Here is an 18987-nt window from a genome sequence, read left to right as displayed (position 1 = left end):
GCCGCCGGGGCGTACGAGAACAGTCCGAGCAGGCGTGATTAACGCTTGCTGTACTGCGGGGCCTTACGGGCCTTCTTGAGACCGGCCTTCTTGCGCTCGACCGCACGGTCGTCGCGGGAGAGGAAGCCGGCCTTCTTCAGCGCCGGGCGGTTGTTCTCGACGTCCGCCTCGTTCAGCGCACGGGCCACACCGAGGCGCAGGGCGCCGGCCTGGCCGGAGACACCGCCACCCGCGATGCGGGCGATGACGTCGTAGCGGTTGTCGAGCTCGAGCACCTTGAAGGGCTCGTTGACTTCCTGCTGGTGCACCTTGTTGGGGAAGTAGTCCTCAAGGGTGCGACCGTTGATCTTCCACTTGCCGGTGCCCGGAACGATCCGGACGCGGGCGATGGCGTTCTTGCGACGGCCCAGGCCGGCGGCCGGCTGCGGGTCGCCGAAGCGGGACGCGAGCGACTCGGAGGTGTACTCACCCTCGACGAGCTCGGTCTCGGTGGTGTACTCCTCAACGCCCTCGAACTCGTCGACGGGGGTCTCGGGGGTGGTCTCGGCCACGATGCTCCTCAGATTTCTTTCGTTCTTAGGGGGTGTGGCCGGAACTACTGCGCGACCTGGGTGATCTCGAACGGGACCGGCTGCTGCGCAGCGTGCGGGTGGTTCTCGCCCGCGTAGACCTTCAGCTTCGAGATCATCTGACGGCCCAGGGTGTTCTTGGGGATCATGCCCTTGATGGCCTTCTCGACGGCCTTCTCGGGGTTCTTCGCCAGCAGCTCGTCGTAACGGACGGAGCGCAGACCACCCGGGAAGCCGGAGTGGCGGTACGCCAGCTTCTGGGTCTTCTTGTTGCCGGACAGGTGGACCTTGTCAGCATTGATGATGATGACGAAGTCGCCCATGTCCATGTGGGGCGCGTACACGGGCTTGTGCTTGCCTCGCAGGAGGTTCGCAGCCGTGGTCGCCAGACGGCCCAGGACGATGTCCTGCGCGTCGATGATGTGCCACTGGCGAGTGACATCGCCGGGCTTGGGGCTGTACGTACGCACTTCGTAGCCTTCGCTTCTTCAGTGGATGGAGTCCAGACACACCTGAAGCGATCATGCAGCTGGGGCCTGCACTGCCGGGACACCGCCCGTATGCGAGCCACTGGTAACTGCTCCAGGGAACCTGCGTAAGGGCCTTCGCGCGAGAACGGCGAAGCCAATACGCATAACAAACCGCAACACTACCCGCGCCACCCCCGAAGGGTCAAAACGCCGCGGGACACCAGGTCAGCGCACCCGCTCGACCCGCCGCTCGTCCCACACCGGCTCGGGCGACCCCACTCTCCACGCCCCCCTCGCGCGGCTCGGCCCCGAGGGGCCTCCCCGGCTTCGGCAGGCTGCGTCGGACTCCGTCCGCCGACGGGCGATCCGACGCCCACCACCGCCCCGGGTCAGCGCGCCCGCTCCACCCGCCGTTCGTCCCACACCGGCTCGGGAGTCTCCCGCACGACCCCGTCGGAGCCGAAGACCAGGTACCGGTCGAAGCTCTTCGCGAACCACCGGTCGTGCGTGACGGCCAGCACGGTCCCGTCGTACGACTCCAGACCGTCCTGAAGGGCCTCGGCCGACTCCAGGTCCAGGTTGTCCGTCGGCTCGTCCAGGAGCAGCGCCGTCGTGCCCGCCAGCTCCAGGAGCAGGATCTGGAAGCGGGCCTGCTGCCCGCCCGACAGCTTGTCGAAGGGCTGGTCGCCCTGCCGCTCCAGCTCGTACCGCCGCAGCATCGACATCGCCGCGCCCCGGTCCTTGGCGTGCTCGGTCCACAGGATGTCGACGAGCGGCCGCCCGGTCAGCTCCGGATGCGCGTGGGTCTGCGCGAAGTGTCCGGGCACGACCCGGGCGCCCACCTTCCAGTCACCCGTGTGGGCGACCGTCGGGTCCCCCGCGAGCAGCCGCAGGAAGTGCGACTTCCCGGAGCCGTTCGACCCGAGGACCGCGACCCGCTCCCCGTAGAAGATCTCCAGCGAGAACGGCTTCATCAGCCCGGTCAGCTCGAGGTTCTCGACGGTCACGGCCCGTACGCCCGTCCGGCCACCGCGCAGCCGCATCCGGATGTCCTGCTCGCGCGGCGGCTCCGGCGGCGGACCCGCCTCTTCGAACTTCCGCAGCCGGGTCTGCGCCGCCGCGTACCGCGAGGCCATGTCGTGGCTGACCGACGCCGCCTGCCGCAGGTTGAGGACCAGCTTCTTCAGCTGGGCGTGCTTCTCGTCCCAGCGTCGCTTCAGCTCCTCGAAGCGCGCGAACCGCTCGCGCCGCGCCTCGTGGAAGGTGTCGAAGCCGCCGCCGTGCACCCACACGTCCGAGCCGGCCGGGCCGGGCTCGACCGCGACGATCTTCTGCGCGCCCCGGGAGAGCAGCTCCCGGTCGTGGGAGATGAAGAGCACGGTCTTACGGGTCTCCCGCAGCCGCTCCTCCAGCCACCGCTTGCCGGGCACGTCGAGGTAGTTGTCCGGCTCGTCGAGGAGCAGGACCTCGTCGGGGCCGCGCAGCAGGTACTCCAGGACCAGCCGCTTCTGCTCGCCGCCGGAGAGCGTCCGCACCTCCCGGAACTGCGCCTTCTCGTACGGGACGCCCAGCGCGGCCACGGTGCAGATGTCCCAGAGGGTCTCGGCCTCGTAGCCCTGCACCTCGGCCCAGTCGCTGAGGGCCTGCGCGTACTTCATCTGCGCGGCCTCGTCGTCGACCGTCATGATCAGGTGCTCGGCCTCGTCGACCGCCTTCGCGGCCTCCCGGATCCGCTTCTGCGCCACCGAGACCAGCAGGTCGCGGACGGTGGACGCGTCCCGGACGGAGCCGACGAACTGCGGCATCACGCCCAGGCCGCCGCTGACGGTGACCGAGCCGCCGTGCGGCTGGAGCTCCCCTGAGATCAGCCGGAGCAGTGTGGTCTTGCCGGCGCCGTTGGCCCCGACGAGGGCGACGACCGCGCCCTCCCCGACCCGGAAGGAGACGTCCCCGAGCAGGACCCTCCCGTCCGGAAGGTAGTACTCAAGATGTGCGGCCTCGACATGTCCCATGAGGTGCATTGTCACCGCTCGCATCCCCTTCGCCCAAGCGGATTAGGATGCGCGGCATGAGCTTTGGGGGACCGCAGTGGCCACAGGAGCCGCAGCAGCAGGGGCAGGGACAGCAGGGCCACGGGCAGCAGCCGGGGTACGGGCAGCAGCCCGGCTTCGGCGGGCAGCCCGAGTACGGGCAGCAGCCGTACGGGGGCGGGCAGCCGTACGGCGGGCAGCCCGGCCCCGGGCAGCAGCCGGCGCAGCCGAACCCCTTCCCCGGGGCGCAGGGCGGCGACACCCCTGACTGGGGCGCCCTCGCCGACGCCTCCGCGAACCGCAACCGCCGCAAGCGCTGGCTGCTGATCGGCGGCGGGACGCTGGCCACGCTCGCCGTGGGCGCGATCGTCGCCACCGCGATCGTCAGTACGAACAAGACCGGCGACGAGGCGAAGAACGGCGGGGTCCCCACCGTCTCGGTCTCCCCCACCGGCTCCCCCACACCGGATCCGACCTTCTCGTCGGTGGCGCCCCCGCCCCCGCCGAACCCGAAGGACTACATCTCGGACCCGAAGAAGGACAAGGCCCCGCTCTCCGCGGAGAGCCTCTTCCCGGGCAAGAAGATGAGCATGAACGGCCGCCCGTACAAGAAGGGCGCGACCTCCGCGACCGCGAACTGCGCGGCCGTCACGCAGGGCGGCCTCGGCGCCGTCCTCAAGAAGAACGGCTGCCAGAAGCTTCTGCGCGCCACCTATGTGAAGGACGGTGTGGCGATCACCGTCGGCGTCGCCGTCTTCCCCTCCGAGGCCGCGGCCCTCAAGGCGAAGGCCCAGGCCAGCGGCGGCATCGCGCCGCTCGCGGGCGCCGGCGTGCGTGAGTTCTGCCGCGCGACGGTCTGCCTGCGCCGCTCGAACTCGATCGGCCGCTACGCCTACTTCACCCAGGCCGGCTTCGCCAACGGCAAGAAGGTCACCAAGGCCGACAAGCCGATCTTCCAGGCCAGCGACGACCTCGGGACCTTCGCCTTCAACCAGATCTACGCCCGCGGCCGGACGCAGGCCTCAGCAGCAGCCAACGCTCCCGGGGAGTGACCGCTTGTTGCGCGCCTCCTTGCTGCGGGCGGCGAGCAGCGCGTCCTCCGGGTAGCCGACCTCTTCGAGGGTGAGGCCGTGCGGCCGCACGACGTGGACGGCCGAGTCCCGCACACCGGCGGCGAGCACCTTGCCGGGCCAGTCGACCGGCCGGTGCCCGTCGCCGACGAAGAGCAGGGCGCCGACGAGCGAGCGGACCATGTTGTGGCAGAAGGCGTCCGCCTTCACGGTCGCTTCGAGGACGCCGTCCGGCCGCCGGTCCCAGCGCAGCACCTGAAGGGTCCGGATGGTCGTGGCCCCTTCCCTCTTCTTGCAGTACGCGGCGAAGTCGTGCTCGCCGACGAGCGCGGTCGCCGCCTCGTTCATGGCGTCCATGTCGAGGGCCCAGTCGTGCCACAGGACGTGCCCGCGCAGGAGCGGGTCGACGCCCCCGGGGTTGTCGGTGACGCGGTAGGCGTAGCGACGCCAGATCGCCGAGAACCGGGCGTTGAAGCCGCTGGGGGCCTCCTCCACCTTCCACACCCGCACGTCGTGCGAGAGCCGCCCGGCGAGCCGCCTGACCAGCTTGTCGCGGTGCTCGGCCCACAGCTCGACGGGCAGGTCGACGTGGGCGACCTGCCCGCGCGCGTGGACGCCGGAGTCGGTCCGGCCGGCGACGGTCAGCTCGTACGTCTCCGTGGACCGCGTCACGGTCCGCAACGCGGCCTCGATCTCACCCTGCACGGTGCGCCGCCCCTGGGGCTGCTTCGCCCACCCGGAGAAGTCCTTGCCCTCGTACGAGAGATCAAGGCGTACCCGCACGAACCCGTCCTGCACGTCATCGCTCACGGAGAAATCCTCTCAAACACACGGGAGCGGGCCCGCACCCCAGAGGGATGCGGGCCCGCGCACGAGAAACTCGTCGGAACGCTTACGCGTCCTTCGACTCCTCGGCCGGAGCCTCGGCGGCCGCGTCGGCCTCCTTGACGGCGCGCACGGTGGCGGCCTCGGCCTCGGCGACGGTCGCCTTCTTGGCGATCTCGCCCTCGACCAGCTCGATCACGGCCATCGGGGCGTTGTCGCCACGACGGTTGCCGATCTTGGTGATACGGGTGTAACCACCGGGACGCTCCGAGTAACGCGGGGCGATCTCGGTGAAGAGGGTGTGGACGATGCCCTTGTCGGTGATCGTCTGCAGCACCAGGCGACGGTTGTGGATGTCGCCCTTCTTCGCCTTGGAGATCAGGCGCTCGGCGACGGGGCGCAGGCGGCGGGCCTTGGCCTCGGTCGTCGTGATGCGGCCGTGCTCGAAGAGCGACTTCGCCAGGTTGGCGAGGAGCAGCTTCTCGTGCGCGGCGGAACCGCCGAGGCGGGCACCCTTCGCGGGACGCGGCATGGTGTTTCTCCTTGCGTTCTGCCCCGGCCGTATCAGGTACCGGAGTCAGTATCCGAGCGGGCGGTCGCCCGTCGAAGACCCCGCGCCCCCATCAGGGGCGCGGGGAACTGCGCGACCGGCCGGAGCCGGTCCGCAGCAAAATCTGGACCGTCGGTCCCGAGCTCTCAGTACTGCTCGGTCTCGACGAACCCGGCGTCCGCGTCGTCGTCGGCGCCGAAGGCGTCGGCGGCGGCGGTGGGGTCGAATCCGGGCGGCGAGTCCTTCAGCGCGAGGCCCATACCGGCCAGCTTCGCCTTGACCTCGTCGATCGACTTCGCACCGAAGTTGCGGATGTCGAGCAGGTCGGCCTCGGAGCGCGCCACGAGCTCACCCACGGAGTGGATGCCCTCGCGCTTGAGGCAGTTGTACGAACGAACGGTGAGCTCGAGCTCCTCGATCGGCAGCGCCAGGTCGGCGGCAAGGGCGGCGTCCGTGGGGGACGGGCCCATGTCGATGCCCTCGGCGTCGATGTTGAGCTCGCGCGCCAGACCGAACAGCTCGACCAGGGTCTTGCCGGCGGACGCCATGGCGTCACGCGGGCGCATGGCCTGCTTGGTCTCGACGTCGACGATCAGCTTGTCGAAGTCGGTGCGCTGCTCGACACGGGTCGCCTCGACCTTGTACGTGACCTTGAGCACCGGCGAGTAGATGGAGTCGACCGGGATACGACCGATCTCCTGGCCCACCTGCTTGTTCTGCACGGCGGAGACGTAGCCGCGACCGCGCTCGACGGTCAGCTCCATCTCCAGCTTGCCCTTGCCGTTGAGCGTGGCGAGGACGAGGTCGGGGTTGTGCACCTCGACACCGGCCGGGGGCGCGATGTCGGCGGCGGTGACCAGACCCGGGCCCTGCTTGCGCAGGTACATCACGACCGGCTCGTCGTGCTCCGAGGAGACGACCAGCTGCTTGATGTTGAGGATGAGGTCGGTGACGTCCTCCTTGACGCCCGGCACGGTGGTGAACTCGTGCAGGACACCGTCGATGCGGATGCTGGTGACAGCGGCACCCGGGATCGAGGAGAGGAGGGTACGGCGGAGGGAGTTGCCGAGGGTGTAACCGAAGCCCGGCTCCAGCGGCTCGATCACGAACCGGGAGCGGAACTCGTCGACGACCTCTTCGGTCAGCGACGGACGCTGAGCGATCAGCATGTCTCTTTGTCCTTCAGTCGTGGACGCCCACTATTTGACGCCCGACGGATCACTTCTGTACTGCAAGGGTACGGGCGGCACGGTCCGAAGAGCCGTACCGCCCGAAGTCCTCAGGTCAAGCAGCCGTGCGTCAGACGCGGCGGCGCTTGGGGGGACGGCAGCCGTTGTGCGGCGTGGGGGTGACGTCCTGGATCGAACCGACCTCGAGGCCCGTGGCCTGGAGGGAGCGGATCGCGGTCTCGCGGCCGGAGCCCGGACCCTTGACGAAGACGTCGACCTTGCGCATGCCGTGCTCCTGCGCGCGGCGAGCGGCCGACTCGGCGGCCATCTGCGCGGCGAACGGGGTGGACTTGCGCGAGCCCTTGAAGCCGACGTGGCCGGCGGAGGCCCAGGAGATCACGTTGCCCGAGGGGTCCGTGATCGAGACGATCGTGTTGTTGAACGTGCTCTTGATGTGCGCGTGGCCGTGAGCGACGTTCTTCTTTTCCTTGCGGCGCACCTTCTTGGCAGCGCCCTGACGACCCTTGGGGGGCATCTATAACTCCTACGGGAGGTGGTCGGTCCTACAGCGAAGACCGCTTGGTCAAGCGTCCGCTGAGGACTACTTCTTGCCCGGCTTCTTCTTGCCGGCGATGGCGCGACGCGGGCCCTTGCGGGTACGAGCGTTCGTGCTGGTGCGCTGACCGCGAACGGGCAGGCCACGACGGTGGCGCAGGCCCTGGTAGCAGCCGATCTCGACCTTGCGGCGGATGTCGGCGGCGATCTCGCGGCGGAGGTCACCCTCGGTCTGGAGGTTGGCGTCCACGTACTCACGGATCTTGACGAGGTCTTCCTCGGCAAGGTCACGGACACGGGTGGACGGGTTCACGCCGGTCGAGGCGAGAATCTCCTCGGACCGGGTGCGCCCGATGCCGAAGACGTAGGTGAGTGCGACCACCACACGCTTTTCGCGCGGGATGTCAACACCGGAAACGCGTGCCATTCAATGGCTCCTGTGTTCTCGGGGGTCTGCTGCAGAACCGCTCCCGACTGCCGTATGAGGTACAGATCGGGTCCCCGGCCCCCGCCGGAGGTGCCGTCAACCGTGGAACACGGCCCGACGGGCTCTGCGTATGTACGTATTGCTATGCGTCGCGCGAAGAACTGCGAAATGCAGGTCGGTCGGCGTGCGTCAGCCCTGGCGCTGCTTGTGGCGCAGGTTGTCGCAGATGACCATGACCCGGCCGTGACGGCGGATCACCTTGCACTTGTCGCAGATCTTCTTGACGCTCGGCTTGACCTTCATGGGATGTGAGGTTCTCCGGGTCAGTGCCACCACCCGCGCGCGGAGGCGGGGTGCGGGCAAGATCTACTTGTACCGGTAGACGATCCGGCCACGCGTCAGGTCGTACGGAGAGAGCTCCACGACGACCCGGTCGTCCGGGAGGATTCGGATGTAGTGCATCCGCATCTTGCCGGAGATGTGCGCGAGGACCTTGTGACCGTTCTGGAGCTCCACCTTGAACATGGCGTTCGGGAGGGACTCGATCACGGTGCCCTCGATTTCGATGGCACCTTGCTTCTTGGCCACGCTTCGCCTTTCGAATCGGCTACCTTGATCGACTCTCGCCGCCGCATGAGGACACACGGGTACACGAGAGCCGACGCATCAGTCTACGTCAGGCCCCTGGAAAAGACGAATCCGGGAAGTTTGCCCACAGTAGAAGATCCTTAAGCGAACGACTATGCGAGGGGATCCGGCGCCGCCGCGATGCCCAGCTCCGCCAGTTTCGCCTTGCCCCCGTCGACCGCCGTGAGGACCAGCGGGCCCTCCTCGGTGAGCGCGATCGAGTGCTCCCAGTGGGAGGACCACGTGCCGTCCGTCGTGACGACCGTCCAGTCGTCCTTGAGGACCTCGGTGTGCGGGGTGCCCAGGGAGACCATCGGCTCGATCGCCAGGCAGAGGCCGGGGACCAGCTTCGGGCCCTTGCCGCGCTTGCGGGAGACGTAGTTCAGCAGGTGAGGGTCCATGTGCATCTCGGTGCCGATGCCGTGGCCGCCGTAGTCCTCGACGATCCCGTACCGACCGAGGCTGTGCTCGCCGACCGAGGGACGGGGCTGCCGCTTGATGTACGTCTCGATGGCCTTCGAGATGTCGACGAGCCGGTTGCCGAGCTTCATCGCCGCGATGCCGGCCCACATCGACTCCTCCGTCACCCGGGAGAGCTCGACGAGCTCGGGCGCGTGCCCGGTGCCCACGAACGCCGTGTAGGCCGCGTCACCGTGCCAGCCGTCGACGATCGCGCCCGCGTCGATGGAGATGATGTCGCCGTCCTTGAGGACGGTCTTGTCGTCGGGGATGCCGTGGACGACGACCTCGTTCACCGAGGTGCAGATCGTCGCGGGGAAGCCGCCGTACCCGAGGAAGTTCGACTTCGCACCGTGCTCGGCGATGACCTTCCGCGAGACCTCGTCCAGGTCCCGGGTCGTGGCGCCCGGCACGGCCGCCTCACGGGTCGCCGCGTGGATGGCGGCGACGACCAGCCCCGCCTCGCGCATCTTCGCGATCTGCTCGGGGGTCTTGATCTGCACCATCTGGCCGCGGCCTTTCATCGAGTACGGGGAACAGAACAACGATACGGCCGCGGCACCCCCGAGGGGCACCGCGGCCGTATCGAACGAACCAGGGTTACTTCTTGAGCGCGGTCATCGCCTTCGCGGTGACCTCGTCCACCTTGCCGAGCGCCGAGATCGTCTCGACCAGGTTCTGCGCCCGGTAGTAGTCGATGATCGGCTCGGTCTCCGTGTGGTAGACCTCCAGGCGCCGGCGGACGGTCTCCTCGGAGTCGTCGTCGCGCTGGTAGAGCTCGCCGCCACAGGCGTCACAGACACCGGCGGTCTGCGGAGCGTTGTACGTCACGTGGAACACGTGAGAGGAGTCGTTGCGGCAGATGCGGCGACCCGCGATCCGCTTCACGACCTCGTCCTCGGGGACCTCGAGGTCCAGGACCGCGTCCAGCTGGACGTGCCCCGCCTTGAGGATCTCGTCGAGAGCCTCGGCCTGGGCCACGTTGCGCGGGAACCCGTCGAGCAGGAAGCCGTTGACGGCGTCCGACTGCTCCATGCGGTCCTTGGCCATCCCGATCGTCACGGAGTCCGGCACGAGCTGGCCGGCCTTCATGTACGACTGCGCCTCCACACCCAGCTCCGTGCCCTGCGAGATGTTGGCACGGAACAGGTCACCCGTGGAGATGTGCGGGATACCCAGGTTCTTGGCAAGGTACGCGGCCTGCGTACCCTTGCCGGCCCCGGGCGGTCCGACGAGGACGATTCGCATCAGCGGAGGAACCCTTCGTAATTGCGCTGCTGGAGCTGGCTCTCGATCTGCTTCACGGTCTCCAGCCCCACACCCACGATGATGAGGATGCTCGTCCCACCGAAGGGGAAGTTGGCATTGGCGCCACCGAAGCCTGCCAACGCCATCGTCGGCACAAGAGCGATCAGACCCAAGTACAGCGAGCCCGGCCAAGTGATCCGGTTGAGCACGTAGCTCAGATACTCAGCAGTAGGTCGACCAGCCCGGATACCCGGGATGAAGCCACCATACTTCTTCATGTTGTCGGCAACTTCCTCGGGGTTGAACGAGATCGCCACGTAGAAGAAGGCGAAGAACACGATCAGGAGGAAGTACGTAGCGATGTAGTAGGGGTGGTCACCCTTGACGAAGTGGGCTTCGATCCAGGTCTTCCACCCTGCGGTGGAGTTCGAGAACTGCGCGATCAAGGCCGGGATGTAGAGCAGCGACGACGCGAAGATGACAGGAATCACACCTGCCTGGTTCACCTTCAACGGGATGTAAGTGGACGTACCGCCGTAGGAGCGCCGGCCGATCATGCGCTTCGCGTACTGCACGGGGATGCGCCGCTGGGCCTGCTCGACGAAGACCACGAGGGCCACCATCGCGAAGCCGACGAGGATCACGGTGCCGAACTCGATCCAGCCGCCGGCCAACTCGCCCTCGACCTTGATCTTCCACAGCGCGCCCGGGAAGCCGGCGGCGATCGAGATGAACATCAGGATCGACATGCCGTTGCCGATGCCACGGTCGGTGATGATCTCACCGAGCCACATGACGACGGCGGTGCCCGCGGTCATCGTGATGACCATCGTGGCGATCGTGAAGATCGACTGGTCGGGCACGACCTGGTCGGCGACGACACAGCCGCTGAAGAGCGCGCCGCTCTTGGCCGTGGCCACGAGACCCGTGCCCTGGAGGACGGCGAGGGCGATCGTCAGGTACCGCGTGTACTGCGTGATCTTGGCGGTGCCGGACTGACCCTCCTTCTTGAGGGCCTCCAGACGCGGGATCACGACGGTCAGCAGCTGCAGGATGATGCTCGCCGTGATGTACGGCATGATGCCGAGCGCGAAGATGGTGATCTGCAGCAGCGCCCCGCCACTGAACATGTTGACCAGGCCGAACAGGCTGTTGTTGCCCTCGCTGGCCTGCTTGACACACTGCTGAACAGCCTCGTAGCTGACGCCGGGCACCGGGATGTGCGCGCCGAGGCGATACAGCACGATGATGGCGAGCGTGAAGAGCAGCTTCTTGCGCAGGTCGGGCGTCTTGAACGCCCGGGCGAACGCGGTGAGCACGGTGCCTCCTGCGACCCCCGCGCTATGCGTCAAGGGTGACGGTCTTGAGGTTCGACGATTGGTTTTCGGTCATCGAGCCCGTGCGGGCATACCGCACGGAGTCTAGACAGTGCACGCCACCTTACCGGCGACCATGCCCCCCTAGGAACGACCAACCGGGGATGCCCCTTTTGGGAGGTATCCCGGCGGATCCCGGCGGCGCGGCCCTCCCGATGCCGGGACAGTCGACTTTGGTCGGCCTCCCGTTCCGACCAAGAGCCGTCCTGACACCGCGACCCACCCCCAGAAGACTGATCGCGCCGTTCCGGACCGACCGCCCGGACCGGCTCGATACCCGTCGATCCCACTTCTGGGGGAACACCTGTGAAGACGTCACTCACCGTCGCGACCGCCGTGGGGGCCGCCCTCCTGATGGGCGCCGGCACCGCCGCCGCCCGGCCCGCCGCGCCGATCACCGCCCCTGCGGCCGCCTCCTCGGCCGCCGCCGCACCTCAGGCCGCCGCCGCGGGCTGCCACCTCCAGGTCTACACGCCGTGGAAGGAGAACATGGCGCCCAGCGGTAGGAGCGACCACGCCCGCGGCAAGTACAGGACGGCGAACAACTGCAGCGGCTGGTACAACACCGCGCTGCTCCAATACCACCGCTGGGACGGCTGGAACCGCATCGCCGGTACGGAATGGGTCGGCAACCGCGGCATGAGCCACCTCCAGTGGAAGTGCCAGGGCAAGGGCACGTTCACCTACCGCACCAAGGGCTCCGTCCGCGGCGGGAGCCCGGCCCGTGTCGGCTGGGCCACCAGCCAGGAACGCCGCTTCACCTGCTGAGATGAAGCACGTACGGATGGCCCTCGCGGGCTGTGCGGCGGTGGCGGCCACGATCGTGGCCGTCACCGTCGGCACCCCCGGCGCGGGAGGGAGCGCAGGTGACGACGGCCGGGCCGGGGCGAAGGCCGGGGCGGCCGTCACCCGGATCGAGTTCACGGAGGCGGCTCCGCTGGACACCGACCAGTCCGTGACGACGAACCGGAGGGTGGAGATGTACGCCGAGCACCGGGGCGACGCGGTGAGCAAGCTCCGCTTCGTGATCACTTTCGAAGGGCGGCTCGCGGAGGAGCGCGTCTGGCGTGCCGACCGCCCCGAATCCATCACCTTGCGGAACTGGCAGTCCTGCACGGCCGGGGAGGAAGCCACCCCCGCGCCGAGGCCGGACAGCCTGGACGTGATCCTGACGGGGTACTTCGGGCCACGCGAGGTCCCCCGGGACGCGGAGAGGATCGCCGGCGGCGCGAACCGGTGGGAGACGCCCACGGGCATGATGCTCATGACGTACACCGACCTCGGCGGCACGTATCCGCACCGGATCGTCGAGGTCAAGGGACCGGACGGCTCCCTCGGCTCCACGATCAGCGGTACCCGGATGAGTGAGCACCCCGCCTTCCCGGAGTGGAGGACGGGCTGGCAGGGCTGTCGCCCCTCCGCCGGGGCGCTCTGAACCGGAACATCAGGTACTGCTCAAAGTGGCTGTGCATGTGCAATCGGCGTGGATACAGTCGTGATCACCCAGGGGGGCGGCGGCGGGGGAACGCAGCGCCGTCCCCTGCCGCGATCGCGAAGTGGGGGAAATGAGCACGCAACGCCATGCACATGCCCATGTCCTTGTCGCCGATGACAGCCCGACCCGCACCCTCGGCCTCATCCAGGTCGTCCAGCGATTCTCGTACGTGAAGACGATCAGCACCTGCACCTTCGACGGCCTGGCCGAGGCGGTCGACCGCGCCGCCCCGGATCTCGTCCTGCTCAGCACCGCAGACTCGCCGGAGGAGGACCTGACCACCGTCCTCCGGCCCCGGGCAGGGGACCGCGTGGTCCGCTTCATCTCCGTCGGGCACCCGGCGCGGACCCGGATCACCCCGTCCAGCGTGTCGGCGGGTCTCCACGGGTTCCTGCCCGACACGGCGACGCCCGAGGACTTCAACCGCGCGTTGTCCGCGGCGCTCGCGGGCTTCACCTACTTCCCCCGTGACATGACGGAGGAGCTGACGGAATACCGCAGGCGGTTCCCGCAGCTGACCCCTCGGGAACAGCAGGTGCTGGATCTGCTCTCCGACGGGATGAGCAATCACCGCATAGCGAGCTCCCTGGGAATCAAGGAAGCCACGGTGAAGATGTACGTGACCCACGTGCTGGCCAAGCTCGAGGTCGAGAGCCGGCTCCAGGCCTGCCTCAAGGCCCGCGGCCTCACCGCGGCCGCGGCCTGAACTCCGGCACACGACACGACGACACCGACTCCGACACCGACACCGACACACAAAGAAGCCCGGCCGGCTCCCCCGAAGGGAAACCGGCCGGGCTTCTTCAGTGCTGTCTACCGGGCTCAGACGAGCTCGGTGACGGTGCCACCAGCGGCGGCGATCTTCTCCTTGGCGGAGCCGGAGACGGCGTCAACCGAAACCTGCAGCGCCACGGTGATCTCGCCGGTGCCGAGCACCTTGACGAGGCTGTTCTTGCGAACCGCGCCCTTGGCGACCAGGTCGGCCACCGTGACCTCTCCACCCTCGGGGTAGAGAGCGCCGAGCTTGTCCAGGTTCACGACCTGGAACTCGGTGCGGAACGGGTTCTTGAAGCCCTTGAGCTTCGGCAGACGCATGTGGAGGGGCATCTGCCCACCCTCGAAGCGCTGCGGAACCTGGTAACGGGCCTTCGTACCCTTGGTACCACGACCGGCCGTCTTACCCTTCGACGCCTCACCACGACCGACACGGGTCTTGGCGGTCTTGGCGCCGGGGGCCGGACGGAGGTTGTGGGCCTTCAGCGGGCTGTTCTCCGCCATTTTACTCAACCTCCTCGACCGTCACGAGGTGGCGGACGGTGTGCACCATGCCGCGGAACTCGGGACGATCCTCCTTGACAACCACGTCGTTGACCTTCTTGAGGCCAAGCGAGCGCAGGGTGTCGCGGTGGTTCTGCTTGCTGCCGATGTACGACTTCGTCTGCGTGACCTTGAGGCGAGCCATTACGCACCCGCCCCAGCACGCGCACGGAGCAGAGCCGCGGGAGCGACATCCTCGAGGGGCAGACCACGGCGAGCCGCGATCTCCTCGGGACGCTGCAGGCCCTTCAGGGCCTCCACGGTCGCGTGCACGATGTTGATCGCGTTGTCGGAGCCGAGCGACTTCGACAGGATGTCGTGAACGCCGGCGCACTCGAGCACCGCGCGCACCGGGCCACCGGCGATAACACCGGTACCGGGGGAAGCAGGCTTGAGCAGGACGACGCCCGCGGCCTTCTCGCCCTGGATCGGGTGCGGGATGGTGCCCTGGATGCGGGGAACCTTGAAGAAGTTCTTCTTGGCTTCCTCGACGCCCTTGGCGATGGCCGCGGGAACTTCCTTGGCCTTGCCGTAACCGACACCTACGGTGCCGTCACCGTCGCCCACCACGACCAGCGCGGTGAAGCTGAAGCGACGACCACCCTTGACAACCTTGGCGACGCGGTTGATCGCGACAACGCGCTCAACGTACGCGGTCTTCTCGGCGGCAGCGCCACCGTCGCGGCCCTTCCGGTCCCGCCGCTCGCCGCCACCGGCACCGCTTCCGCGGCGCTGGGGTCCAGCCATTGGATTACCTCTCTCTGTTACGTCCGTTAGTCCCGGAACCGGGGCTTAGAACTTCAGCCCGGCTTCGCGGGCGGCGTCAGCCAGAGCGGCAATGCGCCCGGCGTACCTGTTGCCACCACGGTCGAACACGACAGCCTCGACACCGGCGGCCTTGGCGCGCTCGGCGACCAGGGAACCGACCTGCTTGGCCTGCGCGGACTTGTCACCCTCGCCGCCGCGGATCGACGCGTCCAGGGTCGACGCAGACGCAAGGGTGTGGCCCTTGAGGTCGTCGATGACCTGAGCGGTGATACCGCGGTTGGAACGCGTCACGACGAGGCGCGGACGCTCCGCCGTACCCGACACGTTCTTGCGGATGCGGATGTGGCGGCGCTTCTTGGCGGCACCCTTGTAGGCGTCACCCTTGGCGATCTTCACACCGTATGCCATGGCTTACTTACCAGCCTTTCCGACCTTGCGGCGGATGACCTCACCCGCATACTTCACGCCCTTGGCCTTGTAGGGGTCAGGCTTGCGAAGCTTGCGGATGTTGGCGGCGACCTCGCCGACCTTCTGCTTGTCGATGCCCTCGACCGAGAACTTGGTCGGCGACTCGACCTTGAACGAGATGCCCTCGGGCGCCTCGACCAGGATCGGGTGGCTGTAGCCGAGCTGGAACTCCAGGTTGGAGCCCTTCGCGGCGACGCGGTAACCGACACCGCTGATCTCGAGCGCCTTCACGTAACCCTGGGTCACACCGGTGATCATGTTGGCCACCAGCGTGCGGGACAGGCCGTGGAGGGCCTTGTTCTGACGCTCGTCGTTCGGACGGTTGACGTTGAGCACGCCATCCTCGCCCTTAACGATCTCGATCGGAGCGGCGACGGTGTGGCTCAGGGTGCCCTTGGAACCCTTCACCGTGACCGTGCGGCCATCGATGGTGACGTCCACGCCGGCGGGAACCGGGATAGGCAGCTTGCCAATACGCGACATGAGCTTTCCTTCCTTTCCCGACTACCAGACGTAGGCGAGGACTTCCCCACCTACGCCCTTCTTGCCTGCCTGCTGGCCGGTCAGGAGACCGTGGGACGTGGAGATGATCGCCACGCCCAGGCCGCCGAGGACCTTCGGCAGGTTGGTGGACTTCGCGTAAACCCGGAGACCGGGCTTCGAGATCCGCTTGATGCCCGCGATGGAGCGCTCACGGTTCGGACCGAACTTGAGCTCGAGGACGAGGTTCTTGCCGACCTCGGCGTCCTCGACCTTCCAGCCCGTGATGAAGCCCTCCTGCTGGAGGATTTCCGCGATGTGAGACTTGATCTTGCTGTGCGGCATCGTCACGGAGTCGTGGTATGCCGAGTTCGCGTTACGCAGACGAGTCAGCATGTCCGCGATCGGATCAGTCATGGTCATGAATTGGCCTTCGGCCTCTCTCGCCGGGGTTTCCTGTATGCGCCATCCCTCTCCCCACACAGGGGCGGGACGGGTGCGGCGCGGGGACCTACGGCGTAGTAAGTCGTACGGGCGGCGGACGCCCAACCCTCCTAGCCTAAGCCATGGAGGGATGGGCGACCGACAACCCAGTGCTTACCGAGAGACTCCGGTCATCCCAAGTAAGGGATTACCAGGAGCTCTTGGTCACGCCCGGCAGCTCGCCACGGTGAGCCATCTCACGGAGGCACACGCGGCACAGGCCGAACTTGCGGTACACGGAGTGGGGACGACCACAACGCTGGCAGCGCGTGTAGCCACGCACGCCGAACTTGGGCTTGCGGGCAGCCTTCGCGATGAGAGCCTTCTTCGCCATCTCGCTTACGCCTCCTTGAAGGGGAAGCCGAGGTGACGGAGAAGGGCGCGGCCCTCAGCGTCGTTGGTCGCCGTGGTCACCACGGTGATGTCCATACCCCGGACACGGTCGATCTTGTCCTGGTCGATCTCGTGGAACATGACCTGCTCCGTGAGACCGAAGGTGTAGTTGCCACGCCCGTCGAACTGCTTGGGGGACAGACCACGGAAGTCGCGGATGCGCGGAAGCGCGAGCGACAGGGTGCGGTCCAGGAACTCCCACATGCGGTCGCCACGGAGGGTGACGTGCGCACCGATCGGCTGGCCCTCACGCAGCTTGAACTGCGCGATGGACTTGCGAGCCTTGGTGACGGCCGGCTTCTGACCGGTGATCGTGGTCAGGTCGCGGATCGCACCGTCGATCAGCTTCGAGTCACGGGCGGCGTCGCCGACACCCATGTTGACCACGATCTTCACGAGGCCGGGAACCTGCATGACGTTCTCGTACGAGAACTCCTCACGCAGCTTGCCCGCGATCTCCTCGCGGTACTTCGTCTTGAGACGCGGAGTGGTGGTAGCCATCAGATGTCCTCACCCGTCCGCTTGGCAACGCGGATCTTGTTGCCCTCGTCGTCGAAGCGGTAACCGACACGCGTGACGACCTTCTTGCCGTCCTTCTCCACGACCAGCTGGACGTTGGAGACGTGGACCGGAGCCTCGGTCGTGACGATGCCACCGGCCTGCGACGGGCCGGCCTTGGTGTGCTTCTTGACCCGGTTGACACCCTCGACGAGGACGCGGTTCTCGCGGGGGAAGGCCGTGATGACCTTGCCCTGCTTGCCCTTGTCCTTACCGGTGATGACCTGGACCAGGTCGCCCTTCTTGATCTTCATGCTTACAGCACCTCCGGCGCGAGCGAGATGATCTTCATGAACTTCTTCTCGCGCAGCTCACGGCCGACCGGGCCGAAGATACGGGTGCCACGAGGGTCGCCGTCGTTCTTGAGAATGACAGCGGCGTTCTCGTCGAAGCGGATGTACGAGCCGTCCTGGCGGCGGCGCTCCTTGACGGTGCGAACGATGACCGCCTTGACGACGTCACCCTTCTTCACGTTGCCACCGGGGATCGCGTCCTTGACGGTGGCGACGATGACGTCACCGATGCCCGCGTAGCGGCGACCCGAGCCACCGAGAACACGGATGCAAAGGATCTCCTTGGCACCAGTGTTGTCGGCGACACGCAGTCGCGACTCCTGCTGGATCACGTCTATCTCCTGATTGTCTGCCGGTTCCCGGCCGGGGCTTCAGAAGAAGCCCCGGCCGAGCCTGGCGGAACTGACCCGAGGGAAACCCCTCGAGTAATTACTTGGCCTTCTCGAGGATCTCGACGACGCGCCAGTGCTTCGTCGACGACAGCTTCCGGGTCTCCATCAGGAGGACGCGGTCACCGATGCCGGCAGCGTTCTGCTCGTCGTGAGCCTTGAGCTTGTTCGTACGGCGGATGACCTTGCCGTACAGCGCGTGCTTGACGCGGTCCTCGACAGCGACGACGACGGTCTTGTCCATCTTGTCGCTGACGACCAGGCCCTCGCGGACCTTGCGAGCGTTGCGCTCGGTCTTCTCAGTCACGTTGCTCTCGCTCATCAGGCGTTCTCCACCGTCTCGATGCCCAGCTCACGCTCACGCATCAGGGTGTAGATCCGGGCGATGTCCTTACGGACGGACTTGAGCCGACCGTGGTTCTCGAGCTGGCCCGTCGCCGCCTGGAAGCGGAGGTTGAACAGCTCTTCCTTGGCCTCGCGGAGCTTGTTGAGAAGCTCCTCGTTGCCCAGCTCGCGCAGCTCGGACGCCTTGGTACCGGCCGACATCACAGCTCACCTGCTTCGCGCTTAACGATCTTGCACTTCATCGGCAGCTTGTGGGCCGCACGGGTCAGGGCCTCGCGCGCGATCTTCTCGTTCGGGTAGGACAGTTCGAACATCACCCGACCCGGCTTGACGTTCGCGATCCACCACTCCGGAGAACCCTTACCGGAACCCATGCGGGTCTCGGCGGGCTTCTTCGTCAGGGGGCGGTCCGGGTAGATGTTGATCCAGACCTTGCCGCCACGCTTGATGTGGCGGGTCATCGCGATACGAGCCGCCTCGATCTGGCGGTTGGTCACGTACGCCGGCGTGAGGGCCTGAATGCCGTACTCGCCGAACGCAACCTGCGTACCACCCTTGCTCATACCCGAGCGCTTGGGGTGGTGCTGCTTGCGGTGCTTGACCCTACGGGGGATCAGCATTTC

Annotated in this window: 30 protein-coding genes; 4 read left to right on the top strand and 26 right to left on the bottom strand. The window is 67.3% G+C overall.

The window, feature by feature from the left end:
• Positions 1-38: 38 nt before the first annotated feature.
• The 3 genes from rpsI to IE124_RS36080 form a co-directional block, all read right to left on the bottom strand.
• A complete protein-coding gene (gene rpsI / locus IE124_RS28430; protein ID WP_015035601.1) occupies positions 39-551 on the bottom strand; it encodes a 30S ribosomal protein S9 in 513 nt (170 codons plus the stop codon).
• Positions 552-595: 44 nt separating this feature from the next.
• Positions 596-1039, bottom strand: a complete 444-nt coding sequence (gene rplM / locus IE124_RS28425; protein ID WP_189511777.1) for a 50S ribosomal protein L13 — start codon at positions 1037-1039, stop codon at positions 596-598.
• A gap of 389 nt (positions 1040-1428) precedes the next feature.
• Positions 1429-3051 carry an ABC-F family ATP-binding cassette domain-containing protein gene (locus IE124_RS36080; RefSeq protein ID WP_189511775.1) on the bottom strand — a complete coding sequence of 541 codons (1623 nt, stop codon included), beginning with the start codon at positions 3049-3051 and terminating at the stop codon, positions 1429-1431.
• Between the two features lie 56 nt (positions 3052-3107).
• On the opposite strand from IE124_RS36080, the gene IE124_RS28415 reads away from it, so the two are divergent.
• Positions 3108-4121 carry a hypothetical protein gene (locus IE124_RS28415; RefSeq protein ID WP_189511772.1) on the top strand — a complete coding sequence of 338 codons (1014 nt, stop codon included), beginning with the start codon at positions 3108-3110 and terminating at the stop codon, positions 4119-4121.
• On the opposite strand, the gene truA is transcribed toward IE124_RS28415, so the two are convergent.
• From truA to secY, 10 genes are all read right to left on the bottom strand, one after another.
• On the bottom strand, positions 4092-4949 hold the full coding sequence (gene truA, locus IE124_RS28410) for a tRNA pseudouridine(38-40) synthase TruA (protein ID WP_189511770.1): 858 nt from the start codon (positions 4947-4949) through the stop codon (positions 4092-4094). The two genes, IE124_RS28415 and truA, sit on opposite strands and share 30 nt — an antisense overlap.
• Before the next feature lie 82 nt (positions 4950-5031).
• Positions 5032-5496: a 50S ribosomal protein L17 gene (gene rplQ / locus IE124_RS28405; RefSeq protein ID WP_189511768.1), complete on the bottom strand. Its 465-nt coding sequence runs from the start codon at positions 5494-5496 to the stop codon at positions 5032-5034.
• A 164-nt stretch (positions 5497-5660) separates the two neighbouring features.
• Positions 5661-6683: a DNA-directed RNA polymerase subunit alpha gene (locus IE124_RS28400; RefSeq protein WP_003966937.1), complete on the bottom strand. Its 1023-nt coding sequence runs from the start codon at positions 6681-6683 to the stop codon at positions 5661-5663.
• Positions 6684-6813: 130 nt separating this feature from the next.
• Entirely contained in the window at positions 6814-7218 is a 405-nt protein-coding gene (gene rpsK / locus IE124_RS28395) for a 30S ribosomal protein S11 (protein WP_003956432.1), read from the bottom strand.
• Between the two features lie 66 nt (positions 7219-7284).
• Entirely contained in the window at positions 7285-7665 is a 381-nt protein-coding gene (gene rpsM, locus IE124_RS28390; protein ID WP_017239590.1) for a 30S ribosomal protein S13, read from the bottom strand.
• A gap of 189 nt (positions 7666-7854) precedes the next feature.
• On the bottom strand, positions 7855-7968 hold the full coding sequence (gene rpmJ, locus IE124_RS28385) for a 50S ribosomal protein L36 (RefSeq protein WP_003956441.1): 114 nt from the start codon (positions 7966-7968) through the stop codon (positions 7855-7857).
• A gap of 63 nt (positions 7969-8031) precedes the next feature.
• Positions 8032-8253: a translation initiation factor IF-1 gene (gene infA / locus IE124_RS28380; protein WP_003956442.1), complete on the bottom strand. Its 222-nt coding sequence runs from the start codon at positions 8251-8253 to the stop codon at positions 8032-8034.
• Between the two features lie 152 nt (positions 8254-8405).
• Positions 8406-9257, bottom strand: a complete 852-nt coding sequence (map, locus tag IE124_RS28375; RefSeq protein ID WP_189511766.1) for a type I methionyl aminopeptidase — start codon at positions 9255-9257, stop codon at positions 8406-8408.
• 94 nt (positions 9258-9351) lie between these two features.
• Entirely contained in the window at positions 9352-9999 is a 648-nt protein-coding gene (locus IE124_RS28370) for an adenylate kinase (protein ID WP_189511764.1), read from the bottom strand.
• A complete protein-coding gene (secY, locus tag IE124_RS28365) occupies positions 9999-11318 on the bottom strand; it encodes a preprotein translocase subunit SecY (protein ID WP_189511762.1) in 1320 nt (439 codons plus the stop codon). The genes IE124_RS28370 and secY overlap by 1 nt, the downstream gene beginning before the upstream one ends.
• 363 nt (positions 11319-11681) lie before the next feature.
• Here secY and IE124_RS28360 point away from each other — a divergent pair, with 363 nt between their 5' ends.
• The 3 genes from IE124_RS28360 (at position 11682) to IE124_RS28350 (ending at position 13576) form a co-directional block, all read left to right on the top strand.
• Positions 11682-12143: a hypothetical protein gene (locus tag IE124_RS28360; RefSeq protein ID WP_189511760.1), complete on the top strand. Its 462-nt coding sequence runs from the start codon at positions 11682-11684 to the stop codon at positions 12141-12143.
• Position 12144: 1 nt separating this feature from the next.
• Entirely contained in the window at positions 12145-12810 is a 666-nt protein-coding gene (locus IE124_RS28355; protein WP_189511758.1) for a hypothetical protein, read from the top strand.
• Between the two features lie 130 nt (positions 12811-12940).
• The gene (locus tag IE124_RS28350) at positions 12941-13576 is read left to right on the top strand and encodes a LuxR C-terminal-related transcriptional regulator (RefSeq protein ID WP_189511756.1); all 636 of its coding nucleotides are present in this window, start codon (positions 12941-12943) and stop codon (positions 13574-13576) included.
• A 116-nt stretch (positions 13577-13692) separates the two neighbouring features.
• Here IE124_RS28350 and rplO read toward each other — a convergent pair whose 3' ends face one another.
• From rplO to rplP, 13 genes are all read right to left on the bottom strand, one after another.
• A complete protein-coding gene (gene rplO, locus IE124_RS28345; protein WP_024755416.1) occupies positions 13693-14148 on the bottom strand; it encodes a 50S ribosomal protein L15 in 456 nt (151 codons plus the stop codon).
• A 1-nt stretch (position 14149) separates the two neighbouring features.
• Positions 14150-14332, bottom strand: coding sequence for a 50S ribosomal protein L30 (gene rpmD / locus IE124_RS28340; protein WP_024755415.1), 183 nt, complete (start codon positions 14330-14332; stop codon positions 14150-14152).
• Positions 14332-14934, bottom strand: a complete 603-nt coding sequence (gene rpsE / locus IE124_RS28335) for a 30S ribosomal protein S5 (RefSeq protein ID WP_015035588.1) — start codon at positions 14932-14934, stop codon at positions 14332-14334. Before rpsE ends, rpmD begins: the two co-directional genes overlap by 1 nt.
• Before the next feature lie 45 nt (positions 14935-14979).
• Positions 14980-15363 carry a 50S ribosomal protein L18 gene (gene rplR / locus IE124_RS28330; RefSeq protein ID WP_056651228.1) on the bottom strand — a complete coding sequence of 128 codons (384 nt, stop codon included), beginning with the start codon at positions 15361-15363 and terminating at the stop codon, positions 14980-14982.
• 3 nt (positions 15364-15366) lie between these two features.
• Positions 15367-15906 (bottom strand): 50S ribosomal protein L6, encoded by a 540-nt coding sequence (gene rplF, locus IE124_RS28325; protein ID WP_055641839.1) that lies wholly within the window; start codon positions 15904-15906, stop codon positions 15367-15369.
• Positions 15907-15927: 21 nt separating this feature from the next.
• On the bottom strand, positions 15928-16326 hold the full coding sequence (gene rpsH, locus IE124_RS28320) for a 30S ribosomal protein S8 (protein ID WP_015035585.1): 399 nt from the start codon (positions 16324-16326) through the stop codon (positions 15928-15930).
• A gap of 208 nt (positions 16327-16534) precedes the next feature.
• Complete coding sequence (locus IE124_RS28315; RefSeq protein ID WP_003948630.1) at positions 16535-16720, bottom strand: type Z 30S ribosomal protein S14; 186 nt, start codon at positions 16718-16720, stop codon at positions 16535-16537.
• Between the two features lie 5 nt (positions 16721-16725).
• On the bottom strand, positions 16726-17283 hold the full coding sequence (gene rplE, locus IE124_RS28310; RefSeq protein ID WP_099054322.1) for a 50S ribosomal protein L5: 558 nt from the start codon (positions 17281-17283) through the stop codon (positions 16726-16728).
• Positions 17280-17591, bottom strand: coding sequence for a 50S ribosomal protein L24 (gene rplX, locus IE124_RS28305; protein WP_015035583.1), 312 nt, complete (start codon positions 17589-17591; stop codon positions 17280-17282). The genes rplE and rplX overlap by 4 nt, the downstream gene beginning before the upstream one ends.
• A 2-nt stretch (positions 17592-17593) precedes the next feature.
• Positions 17594-17962, bottom strand: coding sequence for a 50S ribosomal protein L14 (rplN, locus tag IE124_RS28300; RefSeq protein WP_003956455.1), 369 nt, complete (start codon positions 17960-17962; stop codon positions 17594-17596).
• A gap of 97 nt (positions 17963-18059) precedes the next feature.
• Positions 18060-18341: a 30S ribosomal protein S17 gene (gene rpsQ, locus IE124_RS28295; RefSeq protein WP_024755411.1), complete on the bottom strand. Its 282-nt coding sequence runs from the start codon at positions 18339-18341 to the stop codon at positions 18060-18062.
• A complete protein-coding gene (gene rpmC / locus IE124_RS28290) occupies positions 18341-18565 on the bottom strand; it encodes a 50S ribosomal protein L29 (RefSeq protein ID WP_017239580.1) in 225 nt (74 codons plus the stop codon). The genes rpsQ and rpmC overlap by 1 nt, the downstream gene beginning before the upstream one ends.
• Complete coding sequence (gene rplP / locus IE124_RS28285) at positions 18565-18984, bottom strand: 50S ribosomal protein L16 (RefSeq protein WP_015035580.1); 420 nt, start codon at positions 18982-18984, stop codon at positions 18565-18567. Before rplP ends, rpmC begins: the two co-directional genes overlap by 1 nt.
• Between the last annotated feature and the right edge of the window lie 3 nt (positions 18985-18987).

This window comes from Streptomyces narbonensis, assembly GCF_014649015.1.
Classification (GTDB): domain Bacteria; phylum Actinomycetota; class Actinomycetes; order Streptomycetales; family Streptomycetaceae; genus Streptomyces; species Streptomyces narbonensis.
Note: the sequence above shows the minus strand (reverse complement) of the source record. Positions and strands in the feature narration are given on the sequence as shown.